Origin of the sequence: Labilibaculum antarcticum, from assembly GCF_002356295.1 — a bacterium.
Lineage (GTDB): Bacteria > Bacteroidota > Bacteroidia > Bacteroidales > Marinifilaceae > Labilibaculum > Labilibaculum antarcticum.
Genome location: NZ_AP018042.1, coordinates 4,904,194 through 4,930,190, shown reverse-complemented (window position 1 = coordinate 4,930,190; position 25,997 = coordinate 4,904,194). Strand labels below are relative to the sequence as shown.

General features: G+C 37.1%; 17 protein-coding genes. 8 read left to right on the top strand and 9 right to left on the bottom strand.

What is annotated here, in order from left to right; all coding sequences use genetic code 11:
- Positions 1-223 precede the first annotated feature (223 nt).
- The 4 genes from ALGA_RS19715 (at position 224) to ALGA_RS19695 (ending at position 7,557) form a co-directional block, all read left to right on the top strand.
- Positions 224-2,020: an ABC transporter ATP-binding protein gene (locus tag ALGA_RS19715; RefSeq protein WP_096432192.1), complete on the top strand. Its 1,797-nt coding sequence runs from the start codon at positions 224-226 to the stop codon at positions 2,018-2,020.
- 2,318 nt (positions 2,021-4,338) lie between these two features.
- Complete coding sequence (locus tag ALGA_RS19710) at positions 4,339-4,833, top strand: hypothetical protein (RefSeq protein WP_145957686.1); 495 nt, start codon at positions 4,339-4,341, stop codon at positions 4,831-4,833.
- Positions 4,834-5,065: 232 nt separating this feature from the next.
- The gene (locus ALGA_RS19705) at positions 5,066-5,302 is read left to right on the top strand and encodes a hypothetical protein (protein WP_096432188.1); all 237 of its coding nucleotides are present in this window, start codon (positions 5,066-5,068) and stop codon (positions 5,300-5,302) included.
- A gap of 539 nt (positions 5,303-5,841) precedes the next feature.
- Positions 5,842-7,557 (top strand): serine hydrolase, encoded by a 1,716-nt coding sequence (locus ALGA_RS19695; RefSeq protein WP_096432184.1) that lies wholly within the window; start codon positions 5,842-5,844, stop codon positions 7,555-7,557.
- 309 nt (positions 7,558-7,866) lie between these two features.
- Here ALGA_RS19695 and ALGA_RS19690 read toward each other — a convergent pair whose 3' ends face one another.
- Positions 7,867-9,879 (bottom strand): hypothetical protein, encoded by a 2,013-nt coding sequence (locus ALGA_RS19690; protein WP_096432182.1) that lies wholly within the window; start codon positions 9,877-9,879, stop codon positions 7,867-7,869.
- Between the two features lie 10 nt (positions 9,880-9,889).
- Positions 9,890-11,281, bottom strand: coding sequence for an OmpA family protein (locus tag ALGA_RS19685; RefSeq protein ID WP_096432180.1), 1,392 nt, complete (start codon positions 11,279-11,281; stop codon positions 9,890-9,892).
- A gap of 419 nt (positions 11,282-11,700) precedes the next feature.
- On the opposite strand from ALGA_RS19685, the gene ALGA_RS19680 reads away from it, so the two are divergent.
- Entirely contained in the window at positions 11,701-12,639 is a 939-nt protein-coding gene (locus ALGA_RS19680) for a TRM11 family SAM-dependent methyltransferase (RefSeq protein WP_162845496.1), read from the top strand.
- A gap of 87 nt (positions 12,640-12,726) precedes the next feature.
- Here the strand turns inward: ALGA_RS19680 and ALGA_RS23690 are convergent, their stop codons facing one another.
- The gene (locus tag ALGA_RS23690) at positions 12,727-12,807 is read right to left on the bottom strand and encodes a hypothetical protein (RefSeq protein ID WP_394339918.1); all 81 of its coding nucleotides are present in this window, start codon (positions 12,805-12,807) and stop codon (positions 12,727-12,729) included.
- Positions 12,808-13,098: 291 nt separating this feature from the next.
- Between ALGA_RS23690 and ALGA_RS19675 the strand changes: the two genes are divergently transcribed.
- Together ALGA_RS19675 and ALGA_RS19670 are read left to right on the top strand one after the other, a co-directional pair.
- A complete protein-coding gene (locus tag ALGA_RS19675; RefSeq protein ID WP_096432176.1) occupies positions 13,099-14,916 on the top strand; it encodes a sensor histidine kinase in 1,818 nt (605 codons plus the stop codon).
- 272 nt (positions 14,917-15,188) lie between these two features.
- Entirely contained in the window at positions 15,189-15,779 is a 591-nt protein-coding gene (locus ALGA_RS19670; RefSeq protein WP_096432174.1) for an HD domain-containing protein, read from the top strand.
- 134 nt (positions 15,780-15,913) lie between these two features.
- On the opposite strand, the gene ALGA_RS19665 is transcribed toward ALGA_RS19670, so the two are convergent.
- Positions 15,914-17,215: a M18 family aminopeptidase gene (locus ALGA_RS19665; RefSeq protein ID WP_096432172.1), complete on the bottom strand. Its 1,302-nt coding sequence runs from the start codon at positions 17,213-17,215 to the stop codon at positions 15,914-15,916.
- Positions 17,216-17,377: 162 nt separating this feature from the next.
- Here ALGA_RS19665 and ALGA_RS19660 point away from each other — a divergent pair, with 162 nt between their 5' ends.
- Entirely contained in the window at positions 17,378-18,670 is a 1,293-nt protein-coding gene (locus ALGA_RS19660) for an exonuclease domain-containing protein (protein ID WP_096432170.1), read from the top strand.
- Positions 18,671-18,855: 185 nt separating this feature from the next.
- On the opposite strand, the gene ALGA_RS19655 is transcribed toward ALGA_RS19660, so the two are convergent.
- The 5 genes from ALGA_RS19655 to ALGA_RS19635 form a co-directional block, all read right to left on the bottom strand.
- Positions 18,856-20,691: a prenyltransferase/squalene oxidase repeat-containing protein gene (locus ALGA_RS19655; protein ID WP_096432168.1), complete on the bottom strand. Its 1,836-nt coding sequence runs from the start codon at positions 20,689-20,691 to the stop codon at positions 18,856-18,858.
- Between the two features lie 182 nt (positions 20,692-20,873).
- Positions 20,874-21,857 (bottom strand): prenyltransferase/squalene oxidase repeat-containing protein, encoded by a 984-nt coding sequence (locus tag ALGA_RS19650; protein WP_162845495.1) that lies wholly within the window; start codon positions 21,855-21,857, stop codon positions 20,874-20,876.
- Positions 21,858-22,018: 161 nt separating this feature from the next.
- The gene (locus tag ALGA_RS19645) at positions 22,019-23,629 is read right to left on the bottom strand and encodes a polyprenyl synthetase family protein (protein ID WP_096432164.1); all 1,611 of its coding nucleotides are present in this window, start codon (positions 23,627-23,629) and stop codon (positions 22,019-22,021) included.
- Between the two features lie 139 nt (positions 23,630-23,768).
- On the bottom strand, positions 23,769-24,962 hold the full coding sequence (locus ALGA_RS19640) for a radical SAM protein (protein ID WP_096432162.1): 1,194 nt from the start codon (positions 24,960-24,962) through the stop codon (positions 23,769-23,771).
- A gap of 55 nt (positions 24,963-25,017) precedes the next feature.
- A complete protein-coding gene (locus tag ALGA_RS19635; RefSeq protein ID WP_096432160.1) occupies positions 25,018-25,917 on the bottom strand; it encodes an ATP-binding protein in 900 nt (299 codons plus the stop codon).
- Between the last annotated feature and the right edge of the window lie 80 nt (positions 25,918-25,997).

Here is a 25,997-nt window from a genome sequence, read left to right as displayed (position 1 = left end):
TATCTATCCCTATTAAAACAGAGAAACTCATTTAGTGAGCAGAAGTATCCATATTTGCCATTGGAAAGACACCTCACCCTAGCCCTCTCCTGAAGAAGAGGGAATCAAAAAAAACATGGATGAGATTTTATCTTATCCAGCCAATTAAAAACAAGCAACAGAAAACATTATCCCGACTAATTTGTGTATTATTAAGAATTGAAACAAATAGTGAAATTAGAGAATGGCAAGAACACATATAGCAGATTCATCGGATGTTCCGAAAGGGAAAATAAATAAAAGTGGTTTAAAAAGTGCTTTAAGACTTTACAAATACATTAAACCCTACAGAGGACAATACTTTTTGGGTATTTTTTTCTTGTTGGGTTCAAGTTTGGCGAGTTTGGCTTTTCCCAAGCTCTTGGGTGATTTGGTGAACTCTGGCAATGATACAACGCTGGGGCAAAGCTTAAATCAAACGGCTCTATTAATTGCCTGCATATTGATTTTACAAGCCACCTTCTCGTATTTTCGCATTGTATTATTTGTGAACGTAACCGAAAGATCGCTTGCAGCACTTCGTCAGGCCACTTACCGCCATCTAATAAAGCTTCCTCTGCAATTTTTTGAACGCCGAAGAGTAGGTGAACTCAACAGCAGAATATCGGCAGATGTGATATTGCTTCAGGAAACCATGACCAGCACCCTGGCCGAATTCATTCGACAGATTATCGTAATTACAGGTGGAATTACTTTATTGGCTATTATCTCGATAAAGCTTACTGCCTTTATGCTGATTACTTTGCCCCCAACCATGATTGTTGCAAGGTATTTTGGCCGGTTTATCCGGAAATTCTCCAAAGATGTACAAACCAAGCTGGCCGATTCGAACACAATTATTGAAGAGACCCTGCAAGGCATACAGAGTGTAAAAGCTTTTACCAATGAACATATCGAAATTGCCCGTTACAAAAAGAAAACCTTAGAAATGGCCGATTTAGGCATGACCCGAGGCAAGTACCGAGGGGCATTTTCCTCTTTTATTATTCTCGGCCTTTTTGGTGCCATTGCCGCCATGGTGTGGCAAGGTTCCCGTTTACTGCAAGCGGGTGAAATGCAAGCCGGAGATTTATTTTCTTTTGTTATTTATTCAGTCTTTGTGGGGGGTACCATTAGCGGATTGGCCAATGTATATACTAATATTCAGAAATTTATTGGAGCCACCGAAGACCTGTTCAAGATCTACGATGAAGAACCTGAAGATATTCAGGACATCAGTGAAATTGATCCTAAATTTAGGATGCAGGGAGAAATTAGCTTTAAAAATTTGAATTTCGCCTACCCGTCGAGAAGCGAGCAAGCAGTTTTAAACAATATCAATTTAAAAATTGAGAGCAATAAAATGATTGCTCTGGTTGGGCATAGCGGAGCTGGAAAAAGTACCATGGCCTCACTCCTGCTGATGTTACATCGTCCGCCTAAAAACAGCTTATTTTTTGACCAGCATGACAGTCATGACATTCCCTTATCGGCCTTACGAAGTCAGATATCCTTAGTGCCGCAAGATATTTTTCTATTTGGAGGGAGTATCAGTGAAAACATAGCCTATGGAAAATCGGGGGCCAGCGAGCAGGAAATTTACGAAGCCGCACAAAAGGCCAATGCCCTGGAATTTATAGAACGCTTTCCCGAAAAATTTGAAACTGTTGTTGGAGAACGTGGCACCCAGCTTTCAGGAGGTCAGCGCCAAAGAGTAGCCATAGCGCGTGCGATTCTTAAAAACCCTAAGATTTTAATATTGGATGAAGCCACCTCCTCGCTCGATTCCGAATCGGAAATGCTGGTTCAGGAAGCGCTCGAGAAACTCATGACAGGAAGAACATCCATTGTAATTGCCCACCGATTGTCGACCATTAGAAAGGCCGATGAAATTGTTGTGATGGAGCAAGGCGAGATTGTGGAACAAGGTACGCATGATAGCTTGATGAAGATTTCGGAAGGGAAATACAATAAGTTGATTCAGTTGCAGTATTCGAATTAAGTTAACACCTCACCCTAACCCTCTCCTTAAGGAGAAGGAACTAAATTGCAGCATTCGAATTAATGAGCTAGTTTTTATAAAAAAGATAGACGCAGATCCTTATGATTTTTTAAGATCTGCACTGATTATAAGACTAGAGGAATAAAGGTGCAGAGCACCGTGGTATTTATAGCAACAGCCATTATCATGATTTTTAGGTACAGAGTACCGTGGCATTATTTGTTTTGTCTTTTTTAAAAACTTCAACTGGCAGTCTGTTAATTAGGAAGAATTTGACATTGAGTCCGGAGATCGGGACCCGTTTAGTGAAGATAGCGTTAAGAACAAAAAGCTGTTTGAATCGAGATAATTTTGCGGGCCTCATCGATTTCGTTTCACTCAATTGAGCGTAGCGAGTTCTTTTTATTCACATATAAATTTCATAAATAGGAGTTCATGATCTCACAAGTTCGGTAGTTTAGCAATCGAACTACTAACGGGTGATTGAGGACGTTGTCAATGATTTTTTGTCTACTTTTTCATCCAAGGAAAAAGTAAAAGCCCGTCCGGCTTGAGGACAGGAGAAATAAAGGTCTAGAGCTCGAAGACTAGTCATACCCTGACAAGAACAGCTTGCTTATAGTCAGAGCATGACCAAATACCAATTCGTATTAAAAGAAGCTTAAATTATCATTACTAAGCGGATAAATTTGCCATTATATTCTTTCGTGCTTACAGCACTTCTTATTTTGATATTAATTGACTACTACCATAATAACATCCCTACGGGATTTTTAACAGCTCCAGAGGAGCGATAATATGGTAGTTGATAGAGAATAAATAAAAAAGAGCCCCGTAGGCGGCGATACAATGTAAAAACAATTGAAAAGAGTAGCAACAGCCATGTTCATGATTTTTAGGTACAGAGTACCGTGGTAGTATCTATAAATACTTCGCAGCGCTTTTACGATTGTTCTCAAAAGGGGACAGATTGCCACAGTCACTATGCTCCTTCGCAATGACATTTTGTGAATGTTGTTTTTTCTCTGTGGTACTCTGTGTTCTCCGTGGTGTTTTATTTTTCACTCATTACCTCTTGATCTTCCTTACTCAATAATAATCTGCGTCTGATTTTATAAACCAGTTACTCTTTTATCTTTTTGTTTTTATTATTTGTTTTGTCTTTTTTGAAAGCATCACCTTGCAGTCTGTTAATTAGGAAGAATTTGACATTGAGTCCGGAGATCGGGACCCGTTTAGTGAAGATAGCGTTAAGAACAAAAAGCTGTTTGAATCGAGATAATTTTGCGGGCCTCATCGATTTCGTTTCACTCAATTGAGCGTAGCGAGTTCTTTTTATTCACATATAAATTTCATGAATACCCGCTAAAATTAGGCATGAATCAAAAATGAAAAGCCCGTCTGGCTTGAAGACAAAACCTAAGAAAGCTAAAATTTAAAGTATCGATTTTGAGAGTTGGTAAAAAAAAAGAATTGTATTTAAGGTCGGTTCATTAGTGAAGCTGCCGACGAAATTTCAAGCGAGATGAGTATTGTAGTGAAAGACACAAGCCCTAAGAATTAGCTGAAAAGTCTAAAGTAAAATCGACCTCAAAAAAATCACCTCTCCCCCTACTCTTCATTGCCGGCAATTTTCAAATTCCAATCTCCCCCTTTCGGGGATAAGCCCAAAAATTCAAATATAAAGCCTCCCCACTTGGGGAAAGGCGTCTTTTTTCAATTTGAAGCTTTCCCCTGTTCGGGAAAGGTCTCTTTTCTCAAATCGGAGCTTTCCCCTGTTCGGGAAGGGTCTCTTTTTTCAATTTGAAGTTTTCCCCTGTTCGGGAAAGGTCTCTTTTTTCAAATCGAAGCTTTCCCCTGTTCGGGAAGGGCATTTTTTTTCAATTTGAAGTTTTCCCCAAGCAACGAGATACCGATCACTAACTAATTATAATCAGCATAAAACACGATCCTATCCTACTTTTTCACACACTCATAATGAACTTTGTAGGGGTTAAAATGGGCTCTGCAGCAGTAAAAACGGGCATTTCCAGTCCTGAAATGATTATGTATAGATATTCTTCCGCAATAAATTTCACCTTATTCTGCTTTTTTCACCTCAACTTATGTAGAGCAGTTCTTTTTTAGTTCTGCAAATTGTTTTCCCTACCTAATTACTACTGTTTAATGCATTTAATGCTTAGTTTTAATGGCCTTTAGAGAAAATTGTTCTGTCCTATTGGTAGGATAAATACACTTTTTAAAATTATATAATCGAAATAAACAGCCTTGTATTTATAAGTTAGCAATAATATCAAAGCAACATAAATTCAATAAATATGAAGAACATACTTTTAATATTAATCTTATTTACGATAAATATGATAGGTTATTCTCAAGAATTACCTACTAAACCAGCAAATGGATATACATTTCCAATTGGTAGTAAATTCACTATTGAGTTACATCCAATTGACTCAACAAAATTTGACTATTCTATTATAAAATATGAACCATTTCAGGAGTTGGTTGATACATGGGAAAATGACTCTATTTTTAAAGAGAATGGACAAAAAGGAACTATCGAATTCTGTTTCTGCTTATCAACAAGTGGTGATTCTGATGAAGAGAAAGAAAAAAACATGAAAATCCTTTTATTGATGAAAAACCGGACTGAACATACATTAACATACAATTCAGATATTCAAACTGAGGTAAATGGAGAGTTTAAAGAAACATCAAATGCCGGGACTTTCCCAGGAGCAAAAGGAACAGAAATGTGGCCTTATATGATTCATCAAATTGGACTGAATGGTTTTAAAAAAATGAAGTAAATACTATTGCACACATCGAATAAGCTGTCGTTAGCCTAGCGGAAAACCTCTCCCACCACCAAATACTTCGCAAGCTTAAACCAAGCGGGTCTTGCAGTGGTTCATTAGGTGTGAGTGTTATCGCTATTTACATCAATAAATACACTTTTTTAAATTAAATAATCGAAATAAAGAATGAAGGACCAAACGCATCGGTTGATTAAGATGTGTACAAATTTTTAATTATAATATTATGTGGATAAGATCTCAAGATAAAAAACAGTTGATACAAATTGCAAGTTTGTTAATTACAAGAAACTTTGGAGGAAAGCTGAAGTTTGCTATAATAGGCAGTATTGCAGGGGCTTCTATATTTAGTAACTCACAAATTGTAGGACTTTATAAAACAAAAACCGAAGCACTCCAAGAATTAGATATAATTCAAAAATATTTGGAGACTGGTGATACTGGAGTTTATCAGGTAAATTAAAATATTATAAGTTGCCATTCATTCCCCACATCAGAGTAACTGATTAATTTGTTAAGCTAAGGGGAAAAGAAGGTGGGAAATTTACCCTTGGTCAAAATTGGCGAAACGAACTTAAAACACAAAGAATATGATAAAAAGAAACATCTCTTTAATTTTAGTAATATTAGCAATGACCTTAAATATATTAAGTTTTGATTTTTCAAATTTCAACATTGAATCCAAAAATACCTGGATCTTTTTAGCTGCTTCAATAATTATCATTGTTTCGATAACAGCACTAGTTATTAACGAAAACAAAAAAAAACGAATTATTGACAAGTAAAAAGATGAACGGATTTTTAGCACCTTTTCGATAAGTAAATTTAATCGGCCTGCTTTCTTGGCGCAAGACTCACTTCGTGTTGTGATCTCCCTTCGGTCGGTAGATAAAGATTACTCTTTAATCCCGATAACTATCGGGAGCCCAAAAATTTTATTAATAACATTGGCATTCATTTGCAAAAAGCAGAAACCTTATTAACAAAATCAACAGAAGAGTTATGAAAAAGTATTTTACCATTTTACTGATACTATTTCAAATAGTATTATACGGATGTCAATCTCAGAACAAGAATATTTCAGCAGAAGTTAAGGAAAACATCAAAGCTCGTGTTGATAATGGTATTAATACAGGACTAGTTGTAGGCGTAATTACTTCTGATGGCGTAAGCTATTATAGCTATGGTGTAAAATCTTTAGAGACCAAGGAGCCTGTTGATGAAAATTCTGTTTTTGAAATTGGCTCTATTTCAAAAACCTTTACGGGAATTTTATTAGCTGATATGGTTGTAAAAGGGGAGTTAAATTTGGATACCCCTTTGCAAGAACTTTTACCCGAAGGAGTCACATCTCCCATCAGAAATGGAGAATCAATTAAACTGTATCAGATGTCCAATCATACCTCCTCCTTACCTGGAATGCCTGATAATTTCAACCCTGCTAATCTTGCTAATCCTTATGCAGATTACTCAGAAGAGCAAATGTATGCCTTCTTAAATAGTTATGAATTGACTCGTGATATTGGTTCAAAATATGAATACTCCAATTATGCTCAAGGTTTGTTAGGGCATGTATTGGCAAATAAAAAACAAATGACTTATGAAGAGTTAATGGTAAAGACTATCGCCAAACCTTTAAAATTAGAAAATACACGCATTGCCTTTACGCCAAAAATGAAAGAAAACTTAGCTATGGGTCATAGTGCTGGTGTTGAGGTAGAAAATTGGGACATACCAACTTTAGCTGGTGCAGGAGCTATTCGTTCTACAACTGTTGATATGCTAACTTACTTGGCAGCTAATATGGGTTTAAAAAAGAGTGATTTGTATCCAGCAATGCACTTGTCACATAAGAATTCAACAAGCAAAGGCAGTAGCTCAATGGTAGGCTTGGGATGGCATATTAGGTTACGTAATAAGTTGGAAATTGCATGGCATGCTGGAGGAACAGGAGGTTATAGAGCCTTTGCAGGCTTTATTAAAGGTGGAGATAAAGGTGTAGTCGTACTGACAAACTCAGACGTTGCTGTCGATGATATTGTATTCCATCTATTAGATCCAACATCAGCTTTAAATAAGCCCCAAAAGCCTTCTTTTGTAACCCATCTTAAAAAGAGTATTGAAAATGAAGGAATTGAAGTAGCTACAAGAACTTATTGGGAATTAAAGAAAAATCGAACTGACAAATATGATTTTGGAGAGAACCAATTGAATGGTTTGGGGTATTCTTATCTTGGGAAAGGTGAACTTGAAAAAGCTATTGCAGTGTTCAAACTAAATATGGAAGCCTTTCCTAATTCTTTCAATGTATATGACAGTTATGGCGATGCATTGATGAAGAACAAAGAAAATGAAAAAGCCATTGCCAGCTATAAGAAATCTGTCGAAATCAATCCTGGTAATACTAATGGTATTGCAATGCTTAAAAAATTAGGAGTGGATACGGAGAGTTTGGTAAAAGAGGTAACTGTTGAAGATGCTATTTTGGAAAGTTATGTTGGTAATTATAAATACCAAAAGTTTATTATGAAGGTTACTAAAGATGGTAAGCAAATGAAAATTCAAATAACAGGTCAAAATGAAATTGAAATTTATCCTAAATCTGAAAATGTGTTCTATTTAAAAGTAGTTCCAGCTTTAATTACATTTAATAAAACTGAACAAGTTGAAAGTCTGACCTTATCTCAGGGCGGACAAGAAATCATCTATAAAAGGTAAGGCAAAATTCAAATCATCATAAGCGGTGATAAGCCCCCGAGCTATCGGGATTGAAAGTTTAGTACAATTAATCCCGACGAGCCGGAACCAGCAAGCCAATTAAATTTACTCACCTACCCTATTTAAAAGGTGTTCGTGATTTAAAAATGGACTTACTCCCACTATAAATAAGTAAATTTAATCGGCTTGCTTCGGTACGCATGACTCCCTCTGGTCGGTAGATAAGGTAAAACCTTTACCCCAGAAGTTGCATTTGTAGGTTGAATTCAGCTAGTAAAAAAGGAAAGTCCTTTTTTACAAATCTTTTTTTTATAGCTCCATTTCAAATACAATTAAATCGCCTTTTTCCGTTAATCTTGTCGCACTAATTGCTACAAAATTCTCATCAGCAGCTGTTAAATCGTTTAGTTTAATTCCTTGTGGTAAACTAAATTCTTTTTCTGATTGAATACTGCCTGTTTCGTCGATATGGACTAGTTTGATTTTGTTATCAAATGTTCCTGCAATAACAAAACTATTATCAGGTAAACTTATAATTTGTTCTATATTTCCATTTCCAGAAACAGGAATAGGAGATTCCCAAATCTTTTCCCCATTTATAGTATATGCACTTGCAAAAGCTCCTGTAGTATTTAAACCAGCAAAAAGCAGTTTATTGTTCCCATTAATACCAACAGCGGTTGATTTTACATCTTGATCCAACAAAATATCCCATTTTAAATAACCTGCCTGGTTAACAGCAAATATCCAATTGCCTGCAGCAGCATAAGTAATACCTAAGGTATCACCAGCTAAATTATAAAGCTTGCCCTTGCTTGAGTAGGCACGAGACCACAACATTTTACCATTGGCATTGAGTTTTACTAAACCAGGCGTAAAAGTTGAATCGTTTGTGTTTTTGCTATAGCCTGCAACTAAAATTTTATTGTCGGGATAAACTACAAAATCAAGTACTTCATCAATATCAATTCTTTGATTAAATATATTTTTACCATTGGCATCGAGCTTATAAAGCCACGCTTGCCCTTTCACACTATCAACTATGGCATCAGTAATACCGGCAACATAAATTTCGTTCTGAGCGCTTATGCTCACTTTATTTACAAGATCATCAAAACGGTTTCCTAGCATCTTATTCCAGATCATTTTTCCACTGGTATCTAGGCCTAAAAGCCAAGAGTCATACATCTTTCCCTCTGCTTTACGCGACGATGCAGCTACTACAAGCTCTCCATTTGGGCGTTTAGCAATTCCACCACCAAAATCGTTAAACTGCTGGTTATCGAACCCTTTTACGAACTTGTAATTTTCCATTGGAAAATCCGTAAGGATCTCTTCTCCTAATACACTCGCTTTTAGATTAAAAATATCAACGTAATGCTTGCCTTCGGGGAATGAAGCCACAAATTTGTTATAAGCCTCTAAGCTATTTACACTTTTAGCCCATTCAAAAAGCAATTTCTGTTTTACAGCTTTAGCTTTTGGCATTTTTGATGAATTAGGAAATTCTACTATAAAATGCTCAATAGCTTCAAGTGTATTTTTATCGTATGCTTCTTTAAAAGCCATTCCTTCCATTAATTTCTTAGCCTCATCAACTTGAGCAGCCTCAGGATATTTTTCAACAAAATTCCGGAAACTATTCAATGACCCCTCACTTACAGCAGTTTTATAGGCTAACTTATTGCGCATCTTTATTGCTATATCAGCTTGAGCTGATTCAGGATAATCCTTTAAAAATTGATTAAATGCAGCAAGCGTATTTTTATTCTCGGCTTCACGAAACAAGATATAATTCAAAATATGTGAAACATTGGTATAGTATTTCGAATCAGGAAATTCTTTTAAAAACCGCTTGGCATAATCTGTATTATTTTCCTCCCGCACAAATTTAATCAACTTATCTTCCACTTGTTGGCGCTGCCAGTCCATGTTTTTAATTACAGTTCTATTACTACGCCTTTTATCTTGTTTAGAAAACAAATCATTTAAAACATCGTTATCGTCAGCAGTAAACTGAGATTGTGCTTCATAAGCTTTCTGAAAGTATCCCCAAGCTTTAAAATAATCTTTGTCAGAATATTCATCATATGAGTAAACGATAGCTAGTCCTAAATTAGCCATTGCTGATTCAGGTTCATCTAATAAAATTTTATCGAAATGTTCTTTAGCCTTAGTAAGTTCTTTATCAATATCATCCTTTGCACTTGCCTCCATGCCTTTGAATAAATAATTATTGTATATTCTTTCAGGCTTCTGTGCTAAACTAGCAAATGATATTAGCAATGAAATGATTAGTATATTTATTTTTCTTGAGTTCATAAGTAAGAGTTTATTTTTTTAGTACTAAAAATTCCACACGACGATTCTTTGATCGTCCAACTTCTGTTTTATTGGTATCTAAAAACTTAGATTCTCCATACCCAACCCCTTTGATTATTTGAGAATTGATTCCTCTACCAACAAGATACGTAACCACAGACTCTGCTCGTTGCTGACTTAAACTTTGATTTAATTCATCAGAACCCACATCATCAGTGTGCCCACTAATCTCAATCAAACTAACTGTTCCTTCTTTTAAAAAATCGACTACTTTATCGAGTTCTTCAAATGAAGTTGGCAAAAGCGTACTTTTACCAGTTTCAAAGAAAATATTATTTAAAGTAAGAGCACCTCCTTCTTCAATATTTCTTAATCCCTCGGTAAAAGCATCTTTAGACAGCAGTGGCTCTTTAAAAACAATAGTACCCTCGGAGTGGCAATTATTTTGATCACTTACATGGTAAGTATATGTACCTGCTTTTAGGTTTTGAATTTTTTGTGCATTTTTTGTTCCATTACTCCAATCAATAGTATAAGGAGCTTCTCCTCCTGATATTTTTAAGCTAATGACACCATCATTTATTATTTTATTACTTTGACCTGTAACAGGATTTTGACCTCCTGTATAAGAAGAATCAATAAGCACGGTTGCTAAATCTTTAGGAACGCATGCACACATACTACAATCAACTAGCGGACGAATCTCAAAATCGTCGAAAAAGTAGTAAGCATATGTCTTGCCTTTTTTATTCTTAGTATCACGACCAGTAACTACATAGTTCGTATTATCATAGTTATTAAAGTTGCCCACAACAAAGAATTCCTCACCTCCTTTAGCTGTATACACTTGACAGAACTGAACCCATTCGTCTGTATTGTCTAAAAATAAACCCTCTTTATTCGTTAAATGCGCCTTTAAGTTTAAAAATGTTTTATTCCCATTTGCTAATTCTGAATTTGAAAAATGCACGCTCAACTGATCAACAGCAAATTTACTTCCAGATGCTAATTTGTACCAAAATGAAACACAATATTTTTGACCTGCATCCATAGAGCTAATTAAAGTACCTTGAAAGTATTCTCTAAAATCGCGATTACTTCCACTTAAAATAGCTCCCACGTACCCTTTACCAGATTTAGCCTTGCTATATCCTGCAAAATTATCCGGTACTTTTACTTCATTAGAGCCACACTCATTAAAATAATCGGGAGTAGTAGCTGTTGGATATGTCCAGTTAGGAACTAATTTATGCGTGTGGTCCATAAAAGTGTAACTTTGAGGACATTTTTCATACACTTCAAAACTAGGGTTAAGTACCATATTCTGAACTTGAGCATATGATCCAAAGCATGTGAAAATAACACTCAATGCTATGAGATGTTTTATGTAGAGCTTCTTCATTATTAAATGGAATTATGTTTGTGTTGCCTAAAAATAAATAAATATATTGAATTGGCACGTTTAATGATGAAATTGCAACATAAATTATAGTTTTTGCTAAACTATTTATGTTTTCTAAACACTTATTAATGAGATGCATTGTATTTATAATTATGCTATTTTAGCATGGATAATAAATAATTAAAACATGAAAATAAATTAATCCCTCAGGAAAAATATGTTATAATTACCTAGTGTGCTCCCTCCCACTAAATTGAAACGGTTTACCAATTTGGTGTAAAGTCTACTCTTTACCTTTTGCAAAGGATGTGCCTTAACGGGCAATGCTAAAATCGCACTGACAGAAGAATATCAGGAACAAAAGATGGGGATTGATTTTATAGTATCATCTTTGCATTCCAAGGTCAAAAAATATGCAGATGAACAAATATATATATTCCTTTAATTGTGACATTACTGAAAGAGAGTTGTGCACGCTCGAATCGAAATATATTTTTAATGAGGAAGAAAAGAATAAACTGCTTTTTTCCAATATAAAAGTAGATCCTTCGAGTAGTGCTTTCATTAGAAACAGACTTGAACTTATTTCATGTTCTAACGATTATTCTACTTTAATAAATGACATCAAAAAAGAGAGTATTTGCGCTGAAGGGTTCAAAATTGAATATTTAGTTTTTGATGGTGATACTACTGAGTATACCGACAGGCTAAATAAGTTAAGAGACATAGGCTACAGCATTGAAGGAGAACCTGATTATTATAAGCCAACAACAACATATGCTTTGTGCTATTACGAAGGTATTTGGTATTTTGGGGTTTCAATTAAAAACAATATAGACTGGCATAAACACAAGCAAAAACCATGCTCGTTCAGTAACTCAATAGGTGTAAATATTGCCAAAGCTCTTGTCAATATTGCAGCAAAGGCAAACAAAGAGAAAAAGCTGCTGGATGCTTGTTGTGGTGTTGGCACAATAATGTTAGAAGCCTGTTTTGCCGGGAATAACATTGAGGGTTGCGACATTAACGAGAAAACGTGTAATAATGCACGGGAAAATCTTTCTCACTTCAATTATACTGCAAATATATATCACTCCGATATAAAAGACATTAGCAAAAGGTATGAGGCTGCTATTATCGACCTGCCCTATAATTTGTTCACCAGTGCAACTGATACTGAAATCGTAAACATTATTGAGTCGACAGCAGAAATCACAGATCGACTTGTTATTGTATCTACCTCAGATATTACAAACTTAATCAGCAACACAGGATTCAGAATATCAGATTATTGCAGCGTTAGTAAAAGTGGAAAGAAGAATTTCGCCAGAAAAATCTGGGTTTGTGAAAAGAATTGATAGATAATGAGGATAAAGCTTCTGCGCATAGCTCAAGCGTGGTCAAAATAAAAAAGGCAGCACCAACGTGCTGCCTTTTCTCATATTTTAGTTTTCTCTACAATCCAAAAAAGCTTGTAAATACTTTACGGATTCTTTAACGCCACCCGTTTCGCGAACTGAGTGCATGGCAAACATTGGGTTTCCAGTGTCTACTGTACGGATATCGACCTGACCCCCTTGAAACATTACCAAGTGTATTGGAGTATAATAGCCACCCCCAATTTCCCAACACGAAAAAGAGCTTTTTCTGGTGTTATTGTGAGTCACAAATACTTAAAAATTATTAGGATGTTCGGTCGTGTTGTTATATTTTAACGGTCACAGAGGTAAGAGTGTTTTCAAATTGTTTTACTTAACTGTGAGAGTCAGCATGAAAAAACATGAACCAAAACGTGTATTCACAAAAGTGACATTATTATGAGGAATAATGGAGTAATGGACAAATTAGCTACAAAAGAATACACCAATATCGATCAAAAAGTACGTGATGCCCAGATTGAACTGCTTTATCAGCAAACGAAAACTGGCCTGATTGGGGCTTTAATTGTTGCGCTTACTGCCTGTGTCATTTTCTGGCAGGTTATTCCTCAATGGAAACTTGCCTTGTGGGCAGGAATAATAGTTCTCCTTACGATAGCAAGAGGCGGCATTGTATTCGCGTTTGAACGCCGAGCACCTTTAACATCTGATATTGATCGATGGGCAAAGCTTCATGTCATCGGTGTTATTGTTTCCGGCTTAACGTGGGCCATCCCCTTTGCATTCTTATGGCCGATTGAACATCCGGAATATCAGGCGGTATGGCCAATAGTTGTTTTGCCTCTGAGCGCTGCAGCTGTTGCAGCCTACTACACATGGACACCTTCTTATGTCTCATTTCTAATCCTCACGGCATTGCCTATATCATTACGGTTTTTCTTTGAAGGTGGGAGTCTCTATAATATCTTGGGTTTGCTTTGTTTGTTCTTCATTGCAATTTTGCTGCGAGCTGGTCAGGTGATGCATGCTGCCAGTGTGCGTGCGTTTATATTAGGCATTCGTAACGAAGCACTTAATAAGAACTTGAAAGTAGAAATAACAACAAGGGAGCAACTTAACGTGCGTCTTCAACAGGAAATAGCCGACCGAAAGTTGGCAGAAAATGAAATCAGAAAACTCTCCAAGGTATTTCTGGATGGTACTAATCCATGCTTTATAGAAGATTTACATGGCAATATTCAGGAAATGAACAATGAGGCTGTGAATGTATATGGCTTTTCAAGAGAGGAATTAGTTAACAAATCGAGTCAGCTACTAGTGCCGGATGGAGATCATGAAAAAATGGATGAGTTGATTAAACTTTGCGTAGAAGGTAAATTGGTTCGTGATGTTGAGTGTTTGCGATTGAAAAAGGATGGCAAGGAAATCCCTGTTCTTATGACTTTATCCTTATTGACTGATGAAGAAGACAATCCTTTTGGCATAGCTTCTATTGATTCAAATATAAGCGAACAAAAAAATATTGAGAAGCAACTAACAAAATCTAAAGCTGCGGCTGAAAGTGCCAATGCAACTAAGGATAAGTTCTTTAAAATTATTTCCCATGACCTTAAAAGTCCCTTTAGCAGCATAATTGGTTTTTCAGACTTATTGATTACGGAATATGATTCATTTGACGATTTGGAAAGAAAAAATTGTATTCAAGAAATTAATACGTCATCTCTTAATGCATATAGCTTACTCGATAACCTTTTAACTTGGGCTAGAACTCAAACGGATGAAATTAGAATCAATAAAGAAAAATTAGATTTGAAAGAATTGGTAGCGACAAGTATTTCTACCTATTTGTTAAATGCAGATTCTAAAAACATTAAAATAATCAATAAGGTTCAATCTGAATTGATTGTATCCATTGATAAAAATACAGCTTTAACATTCATTAGAAACATAGTAAACAACGCTATAAAATTTACGCATAAAGGAGGGCATATTACTATTGATTCACAGGTTAATGAAGATAGCATCAGTCTCCATATTACCGATACCGGTGTGGGTATGTCTCCTGAGCTTATTGATAATTTATTTCAAATAGACAAGGATATATCAACCAAAGGAACCGATAATGAAAAGGGCACAGGATTGGGGCTTATTCTTTGTAAAGAATTTATTGAAAGAAATGGAGGTTCAATTATCGTAAAAAGCGAAGTGAATAAGGGCAGTGAGTTTATTATATCATTGCCCCTAGAGAGTGATTGATAGCCAAAACGTTTAATATTACAAGATTCGCTATTGAGGCGATGAGTAGACCTCTGGAATCTTTGGGCTTTGAAATTACAGGACACGACACTATTTTAAAGGTGTTCCTGATTTAAAAATGGGCTTGCTCAGAATGTAATAAAGTAAATTTAAACGGCTTACCTACTTGGCGCACTGCTCACTTCGGTAGGTAAATAAGGCTACTCATTGAATCGCCCAAGAAATTTAGCAAGGCCCATTAGTGGCAATATTTAAAAAAAAGAGACTTGGAAATGATAGGAGAAAATTTAGTAAAGCAAATAGAGTTTATCAAAGAAATTGATAAAATAAAATACATCCAGAGACGGACAAAATTGCTCAATAGCGACCGAAATGAAAATGATGCTGAACATAGTTGGCATTTAGCGATGATGGCAATTGTCTTAAGCGAATATTCTGATGTGAAAATTGATTTGCTAAAAGTCGTGAAAATGGTGTTAATTCACGATATCGTGGAAATAGATGCTGGAGACACCTTTTTGTACGACCAAAATAAAAATCATGAAAATACCGAAGAAGAACTGAAATCTGCCAAACGGATTTTTGGTATTCTACCCGAAAAGCAGGCTGCAGAATTTATCGAAGTTTGGACTGAATTTGAAGATGGTATTTCTAATGAGGCGAAATTTGCAAAATCAATGGACAGACTTGAACCTTTATTGCAGAATACATCAAATAATGGTGGGACATGGAAAGAATTTGGAGTAAAATATCAAACAGTTTACGATAAGAAAATAGCAATAAAAAATGGTTCGACAGAATTATGGAATTATGCTGAAAAACTTATTGAAGATAGTGTTGAAAAGGGCATCTTAGAAAAATAAATACGACACCAAACATCTGGTATAAGTAATGGCAGGAAAAGTGCAACGCAATCGGCAACTACTCCTACACGAGCCTTCAAAATAAAAAAGGCAGCACCAATGAAGTGCTGCCTTTTCTTATATTTTAGTTTTCTCTACAATCCAAAAAAGCTTGTAAATACTTTACGGATGTACACATTGTCTTTTACTCCACCCGTTTCGCGAACTGAATGCATAGCAAACATAGGGTTTCCGATGTCTACTGTACGGATATCGATCTGACCCGTTGAAACATTACCAAGAGTGCTCCCTCCCACTAAATCGGAACGGTTCACAAATTTTTGGTAAGGAACATCTGCATTCTTGCACAAGGTTTCGAATACGGTTCCCGAATCACCATCGGTAGTGTATTTTTGGTTGGCGTGAATTTTGATTACCGGTCCTTTGTTGATGTAAGGACGGTTGGTTGGATCGTGTTTATCGGGAATATTCGGATGAACGGCATGAGCCATATCTGCCGAAATCATGAATGAATTATAAATTGCGCGGTGAAAGGCTTCCATATCCTTACCCAACTTGAAAACAATGCGCTGCAATAAATGACGCAATACAGGAGAGCCAGCTCCCTGCTTTGTTAAACTGCCAACTTCTTCGTTATCGAAAATGGCCAGCATCTGTGTTTTTTTCGAGTTACCGACAGATAGTAAAGCTGATAATCCGGCATGTGTCATGGCTAAATCATCCAACTTAGCCGAAGAAATAAATTCTTCGTTTAAGCCCATAACACAACCTTTTTCTACTTCAAATAAATTAATATCAAAATCAATAATGGCTTCTGCATCAATCTTCAACTCCTCAGCCATCAAGTTCACCAAACAGTTATCCTTTTCCATTTCATCGGTGATCATGGCCAGTAAAGGCAGCATGTCCTTCTGTTTGTTTAGGGCTACTCCTTCGTTCACCTCACGATTCATGTGAATGGCTATATTTGGAATCACCATCAACGGACGATCGATCTTCACATATAAATGCTCTGGATTCAACGGGTCGTTTGATTTTACGGATACTCGACCTGCTATGGAAAGCGGACGATCCATCCAGGTATTCAAAATCGGGCCACCGTAAACTTCAGTATTTAGTTTGATGTAATTTCCTTCCACTGCGATCTCAGGATTTGGTTTGATCTTAAATCCAGGAGCATCGCTGTGAGCGCAAATCAATTGGAATCCTTCTTCCTCGATTTCGCCTGTGCCAATCTGAAAAGCAAAAATGGCAGATCCGTTTTTGGTAGTGAAATACTTCCCTCCTTTTTCAATGGTCCATTCTTCCCGAAGATCCAATTCCTGAAATCCTGCTTCGGTTAATTCTTCACGGATATTATTAACCGCATGGTATGTGCTCGGACTTTGATGGATAAAATCAATCAGTTCCTGTGCTTGTTGTTTGTCGATATTCATAAGTGTATGTTAATTTTGTGTTTTATATCTCTGAGTCTCAAAACTACATTATTTTTTAGTTAAAAATGAATTAAGACCTGACAGGTTTTGGAAACCTGTCAGGTCTAAGCATAATTTTTTTATATTTGTTACCAATCGTAAAACCCTAAGCAAAATTAACCTATGACAACTGATCCTATTCTGGAACTCTACAATCATCAATTTGCCATTATTTCATTGGAAACTACCGGTATTTCACCTCAACATGGCGATCATTTAATCGAATTGGCCATACAAACTGTAAATTGGAATGGCGAACTTCTCGATAGTTACGAAACATTGATACATCCGGGAAAAGACATCGAAGGATTCCAAATTCACGGTATTACGGATGAAATGGTGAAAAATGCACCTTCCATCTCTGAGATTGCACCTGATATCTTATCCAGATTAAATGGTAAAACATTGGTTGCTCATGATCTTGATTTTGCCATCCGATTTTTAGAGCCGGCATTGAATGGAAAAATCGCAAATTTAAAGGGTATCTGCACCTTAAAATTGGCCAATTTGGTTGCTCCGGACTCTGGCTTGCGCCGATTGGAACAATTGTGTACGTATTACGACATCGATTTATATGCCCGACATACCGCTAAAGCTGATTCACTGGCAACTGCCAAGCTTTTCTCAATATTGAAGAACCTATACAATCAAAAGTTCGAAATAGAAGATTTTGTACGAGATTTTCTATTCGTAATTAAAATTGATGATTGTCCGAACGGACGTAATATTTTCATTAAGCGTAAGGAAGCTCGGAATATTGCCAACATTCAAAAAACCCGCCTTTATGACCTCTTAAACCGATTGACTTCCAATGCGGGAGACTCGGTTCCGGTTCGTCAATATTTAAATGTTCTGGATCGGGCACTTGCCGATCGTATTTTAAGCGAAAGGGAAATCGTTTCATTGGTAGAACTGGCTTCGGATTACAAACTATCCAAAGATCAGGTAATGAAGATTCATAGGGAATATTTGCGAAAGTTAATTCGTATTTACCTGCTCGATGAGATTTTGACCAATACAGAAATGGAAGACATTAATTTGGTTTCCGAATTATTGTGCATCCTGCCAAAAGATCTGGATTTGTTAATAGAGTATGAACGAACTAAAATACAAATCACCACTCCAGGCTTACAAAAGCAACTGAAATCGTTAAAAGGCAAGAGTGTTTGTTTCTCGGGTCATCTTTCCTGCAAAATAAACGGTGAGCGTATTGATAGTGAATTGGCACAACAATTGGTGAAAGAGCGTGGTTTAATGGTAAAACGTGTAGTTTCCAAAAACGTAGATTACCTGATTACCGCTCATGCAGAATCCTTCTCGGGAAAAGGCCGCAAAAACCGCAAAGCTTTGGAATATCATATTAATGTGATGGATGAGAAGATCTTTTGGGAGATGATTGGAGTACTAGTGGATTAATTACGAATGAATAATTAGGAATTACGAATTGAAGCTCCTGCAAATTTGTAATTTGCAGGTTTCGAGAACAGGGATTTGTAATCCCGACAAGCACAATATCCAAACTGAAATTAAAAATCTCATACTCGGTTACCCCAGATTACAAATCTGGGATAGCTCTTCCAAACAAATTTGAAAAAACGCTGTCAGGCCTTTTCAACCAATGTGTTTTCCATTTCTTTAGAGAAGGCCGATGAATCCAAAACCTCTTTTAGTGCAGAACTTGCGAATACCAATGGATACATGTCCTCGAAATACCAAAGTGAGGCAAAATAAAGCCCAATAGGTGTGGCTTTAATTTCTGATAAGTCATTGGGTAGGTTCTTCTGCAACCAATTAATCCCCATGCTTATTTGCTCCCAGTTATCTTTACCACTTAACGTCCGAGAAGTACTCCTTAGCGCTCGGATTGCCAGTGAAGTTTCTTCAATTGTAGAGATCAGAGAAGCATTTCCTCCCCATCCACCATCTTGATTCTGAGTAGAAACAAGGAAATCTACCGCTTTAATTTTAACTTCACCTAATCCGAACACACACACTGACTCAATGCAAGTTAAAGAATACAAAACAATAGAAGTCCCATACACCGGATTGTGATGTTGTGCATCATCTTCGTTCCCAAACCACAGTGGCAACCATGAACCGTCCTCTTGCTGTGTTGATTTTAAATATTGCCAGGCTTTTCTGAAACAAGCATGGATTTTTGCTCTTAATTCTGGGTTCATTTCCTTGTTCCAAAGAGCAAGTGCCTTCATGGCATGAGCAGTAATATCAGGGCAAGAGCAATCAAAAGGCAATTTCCCCCAACCTTTGCAGAATGTAGGCATTCCTCCATCCGAATTTTGCATTTTCAGCAACCAGTTTATTCCATCTTCGATCACTTTCTTTGGAATGTCCTGAAACTCTTTCAGTCGATGCAAGGCAACCAGTGCTCCCGAAGTATCATCAGCATCCGGCACTCCACCTTCAAGGTGTGTCCATGCCCAACCACCCGGTTCTGCTTTGGTAAAGGGATGTATTGCTTTCAATTGCTGATCAAGTAAACAGTTCACTGTCTTCTCCATTTCGGGTAACTCGGCTAAATCGTCATCATCCAATGCATTTAGAGATAAAGAAGTCACCCAAGTGGCCAAATGCGTATCTATTGGCCAGCTTCCATCTTCCCGAATGGATTTACTTAAAAAATTAGACGCTTTAGAGCAAACCTCAAGCTCTTTCTCTCCCGATCCCACCAAACTCATGAGAACGAATCCTGTTAGTGGCATGGCCTCTAAAAAGCCTCCGTTATCGGGTTGCTTTTCAGCCAGGACCCTCAATATTTTTGCTTTTACCGATTTATTTAAACTCTCAATAGGTTTGCTTGCTTTGGTATTTACTGATTTCACCAGTCCGATGGCTATTAGAGCCGGAATGGCATAACTTACCACAGAAAGGTTCAGTAATTTGAACAGACGATCGGGAAAAACCGCCATCTGAAAAGGCAGTTGTGGGACCAAATCCCAACCTTTCTCTCCCAGTCTGCCGCATAATGCACACATGGCCAAAATAGGAACCGAAAAGGTCTGATCTTTCTGATAATGATTGAGAATGGCAGTACTTATTGATTTAGGATCCAACTTTTTCAATCGATCAGTCAGCCAATTTTCAGCATCGTGAATGCAGTCGGCATATTTAGGATCATCTTTTACAATGCAAAGACAAGCCCAAGTCAGGAGTGTTGTGCTCAAGTTACTTTTATTGCGAATGGTATCGCCCCATCCTCCATCTAAATTGGAATTGTGGCGTAACCATTTTAATCCGCTCGTAATTTGAATATTGTATTTCTTGGGATCGTATTTCCACAATGCAAAAACCGCAATTGCTGTTGACAAGGCACTACTTGACAATCTGCCATCCCAGGACCCCTTATCATTCCGAAGAGAGATGATATGGTCATCCAGTTTTTGTTTGAGGGATTGTATGTTGTCGTAGCTTGGAGTCATTTTTCAAATAAGTATCAAGTGACAAGAATCAAAAACATTCAAAATATAAGCACTGTTAGGAATAAAAAAAAAACCGCTTATGAGCAATTAAAACTTTCAATCTCGTCATCCTGAACGAAGTGAAAGATCTCTTCCTATTCAACAGATCCCTCGGGATGACAATGAAATCCGCAACTCATAACTTAAGAAAGTACTCCTAAACCCAAAAGCGCATAATAAGTATATTCCACATCACAAGTCATGTCGGCAATGCTTCCAAAGAACCCGCCGGACTCATCCCAGTGCAGATTGATGAAATTTACGGAATTTTCGGCATAATCCTGCATATTTTCTCCCGTTACCTGCAAAGCAAGAAGTGCTGTTGAAGTAGATAACAAATCAGCAATAGGAACACCTTTTGCGGCTTTGAAACCTCCACGTTTGGTGAGCATTTGTTTTAACCATTCCTTTGTTTTCACCATTTCTTCCAACTCGCTGCTTGAACTCATAATCAGACCTGCTGCAGTGGAAGAAGTCACACCATCAATGCTATTCTCTTCATTGGCAAATGATCCGTTTTCAGCCATTAAAGTAATATTTGCATCAGTAATCTCATCCAAAACTTCTTGCTCGGTTTGTAAGTCCTGATAAAGTGTCCACATCAGGTAATTTGCATAGATCGTAGACCTCTCTGCTGCTTTTTTGTTATGATTGTATCCACCATCATTTGCTAGGTTCTCTTCCAGTTCCCATAACAATTGAGAACAATTAATTTTTAAGGATTTCACTACTTTTCCAAGAATTAAATCTTTAGCAAAACTAATGGACAGGAATTTAGATGCAGGTAATCTCGATTTTTGCCTTAAATCAATCAGATGCAGCAAGAACTCGCATCGCACAAAACAAATTGAATGTACAAAATCCAGTTTTTCTGCATGTTTTATTCTTCTTAGATATTTTCGTTCTTCAACTACATTTACTTTATAATCTAAAACCAGGGCAAGAGTATAACCAAACACCGAATAGTATAGATCAGCCTTTCCTGCACGATCCACAAATCCCCCGTTTTCGCTTTTCTGAGAACTTAAAAAGGATTTTATTTTATTTTTAGCTTCATTGCTTAGTACTTCTGTTGATTTTAAAAGTGCTTCGAGTATGAATTGATTGCAATTTGTATTTTTCTTCAAGATGATATGAATTGTAAATATTAATTTTTCTTTTATCTCAAGCCGATGGGCTTTTACTTTTTTATTTTTCACCCCTATTCCTAAAGCTTTCGGGACCACTAAAGGGGACTTTCAGAAACCATCAACAAATGATTCTTTAGCCCCTTTCATGGCTTGTCTGTTTATGAATTTCCCGGAACTATCCGATTCAACAAACGGGTCAATAATATTTTCAATGTTGGATTATTTAATGGTCGTAAGGCTTTTAAAGCATTTCGCTTGTAAATATACAGCATTTCTTCTGCTTCTTTCATAGCTTGTTTGGTTTCCTTCCATTGTAAAAACTCAGTATTGATGCTTTCATCTCCATTTTGAGTTCTATCGAAGCATTCCTGCATTTTCTGAGGGTGCTTTTGGTTCAAAAGAGTTGAAACCAAAGATGGCTGAATGGTATTAAAACCACTGACAATGCTTGTTTGCCTGAAATCATCCAAATCATCATTGATTTGATATGCGATCCCCAAAGCATTACTATATTCTGAGATAATATTTAAAATATTCTCGTCAGCATCGGCTAGGATTGCTCCAAACTGCAGTGCAACTTCAAATGCCGGAGATGTTTTGTTGCTAAAAATGCGCAGAATCTCTTCCTGTGTAAGCAATTTTCCATTGTTTCTCCACAAGAGCTCCTCTCCTTGCCCAAGAGACAAATCCCGATGTCCGTAAGAAGCTACTTTTAACAATTTCCGAATGTGTTTTGCCTCCGATTCAGCAATCATCTGATAGCCATACCCAAGCAATAAATCGCCCACATTTATAGCAACAGGAATATCATATTCCTTATGAAGAGTAGGCTTCCCGTATCTCTCATCATCTTCATCAGCAATGTCATCATGAACTAAAGAAGCTTTGTGAAAACATTCTATGGAAACGGCTAATTTTTGAATGGTATCATCATACTCACCTGATTTCCCCGTAAGAGCATCGTAAACCGCAAGCATAATGATCGGACGCCAACGCTTTCCATCGGTATTCATCCACCGAATTGCAATATTTACGGTATCATCATCCTGTCCAAAAAGTGTCTTTAATTGAGCTGTTGCAAACCAATCCTTTACCTGATATTTTATAGAATCCAGGTTGATCCAACCTTTCCAATTTGCTTCACTACGCATGGAAAGCACTTCATCTAACCAGATTTTATCCACTTTAGAATCCTTACAATCATTATTGTACAAAGGAATTGCAAGAGATGGAACAGCCTCTTTTACTGCTAAAGGAAACGAACGTTCGAAGGAGTGCAGGCAACCAACACCAATCACACATTCTACCTTACCCGAAGATAAAAGCAAACTTGCCGAAGTAGTTCCTTCAGTAACTATGGTGTGATAGCCCAATTCATCGGCCTGAGAAATGATTTCAGCCAAATCGCAGCGACCGCATTGCTCGCAAAGTAATCCGAGTTCATCGTACTTTGCAGGACATTGTGTAGAGTGACTAATGCACTTGGGCAACAACAAAATGCGTCTGTTAAAAGGAATCCCGGCAACAATATGGCTCCATGCGTAATTGTTAATCATCACAGCCAAAAGCTTTTGATACAAAAATAGCTCAGGATGCTTCCTGATCAATTCACCGGAATGAAAAATGACTTCTTCCTCCTGCAAAGGCGGTATCAGTTCGCATTCAGCAGCGTAATCTCTAATCAAATCACGAATTTGCTTCAACTTTTCAGGATGCTGAGGCAAATCGTTTCCGAAGCTTATATTTGGCTGTTTGTTTTTTAAAATCATTTTTTACAATTAACAGTGATCAGTTAGCAATTAACAGGTTTTAGAACCTCACCCTAAATTCCTCTACTAAAAGAAGAAGGCTTTTAAAACCTGGAATATTTTATAATTCGTAATTGTTAATTATTCATTCGTAATTATTCTATCCGTATGCTCCAAAGCCAAAGAAAGAGTATTTCTTGGCAAAGCGATAGACCCAACTTTTTTCTGGAATTTCTTTTCCAGGTATGTGATGACCTGCACAAGGCTTCATCTTATTTAATTCTTCAAATGAGCTACTCCTTTTCGATGAATCATAGGCATTTACATCTTTTAGAATCGTGTGCAATTCCTGCGGATTATCCAATAAAATGCATCCTTGGGTGCAGTCGTTGATGCCTTTTCGCAAGCCACCAATGAATTTCGAATTCTCAATGATGTTGACAATATCAGAGCCATCGCCAACCGTTTCGCCTGCAAATTGAATTGGCGGACAAAATTCAATATCCCCGTAAGGATTAATATGATGCGACAAGCCCAAAGCTCCAGGGCATATCGCTTGTCCTTTCTCATCCCAATACGTATCGATGATCATTAAAGGAGCTTTCACCCGGATATCAACCATGAATTGACGCAATTCCAAAATCTCTTCCTCAGACAATGCCAAATCTGTATTTGGACGTTCACCCACAGGACGATAAATGTAAAACCACAGGTAATGAATTCCCTTTGTGATGCAAGAATTCACAAATTCTTCGTTCACCAAATCCTTAAAATTAGACTTGCAAACACTTGTAGCTACACCGGTGAACAATTTATTCCTGGTAGAAGCCTCAATTCCTGTCATGGTTCTGCCATATACATTATCGGCACCTCTTCGAATATCACTCACATCCTGCAGACCTTCCACACTAATTAACGGCGATACATTACCCAGTTTCCGAAGCTTTTGCGCCACTTCATCAGTAAGCAAAGTACCATTGGTAAACATCTGAAAATAACAATCGGGATGGCGTTCAATTACCTCCATTAAATGAGGATACATCAAGGGTTCTCCACCCAATAATCCAAAGAAGTAAGAACCTTTCTTTTTGCTGGAAACAATGATATTATCCAAAGTCTCCATATCCATTCCTTTGGATTGATTGTTGATTGTCACCCAACAGCCCTGACAATTAAGATTGCAATTATCGGTAATCGAAATCATCATGAAAGCAGGATACAACTCTCCCTTTTTCAGACGTTTCTTGTGTTTCGAAACGGCTTTCATTCCCTTCCAGCCCAAATTATAGCCTAGTTTCCAAAGCAATCGGGCATCCACCTGTTTCAATATCCTTGTTCCGAGAGAAAATATCATTTATATCTATTATTCAGACCTGACAGGTTTTTAAAACCTGTCAGGTCTATTAAATTTAACAACAGCTCGATTTTGAATTACCGTCTTTACAAGCACAAGATGAATTTGAATCCCCATCCTTACAGCCACAGTCATCAGTACTTTCAGGATCATCTTTACAATTGCAATCACAGTCGCATTTCTCAGTTTTCTTTTCTTCTTCTTTTTTATCAGCTCCGCTGCAACAAGCTCTGCGCTCCTCTTCAGCCATTTTAAACTGATCCTTTTTCAGCAAGGAAACCTGAAAGTTCTTTCTGCGGGCACTCAATACTGAATAAACATCTTCGTTCTGAATTTGTTCGAGAATATCTGTCTTTTCATTCTGCGTACCATCGCCTTCTCCACCATCAATAGGACTTTCGGCATGTTTTGGGAAAATGATTGCATTCTGAGGACAAACCCGGGCACATGCCGGACACATATCCTTACAATTCGCCGAAGCTGAAACCACAACGGTTCCATCATCCTCCACCGAATAAACACTGAATAAACAGAAATTTAAACATTTACGACATCCATTGCAACGATCGTAATCAATTACGGGATACCAAGGCTTCCATGAATCTGAATATTTGATCTTTAAAGGTTTACCTGTATTCGATTCCAATGCAGAAATAAGCTCTTCCTGACCATCATCGTCAACATGATGATATTCTGTACCATTCCCCTCTGTCTTTCGCCCGGAATTATCAACCAAATGCTTCATGGCGCGAGCCTGACAGCCAAAAACGATGGCATCCTTTGCATTGTACAAACTTTCCAAATCATCGGGATTCTTCAAAATTGTACCACACATGTCCTCGATGTAGGTATAAGCTATATTTTTCTCCTCCAAGGTGCTCATCAGCTTCTGAACCGATTCCTTTTCGATCTTTCCATCTTTTTCGCACCCGCAAATGAATATTTGTTTGCTCATAATTCCTCCAATTTGTTATTTTTTCTTCTAAATCAAACAGATTTGAAATATTAGAAGTGAGATGTAAGAGAAAAACATTC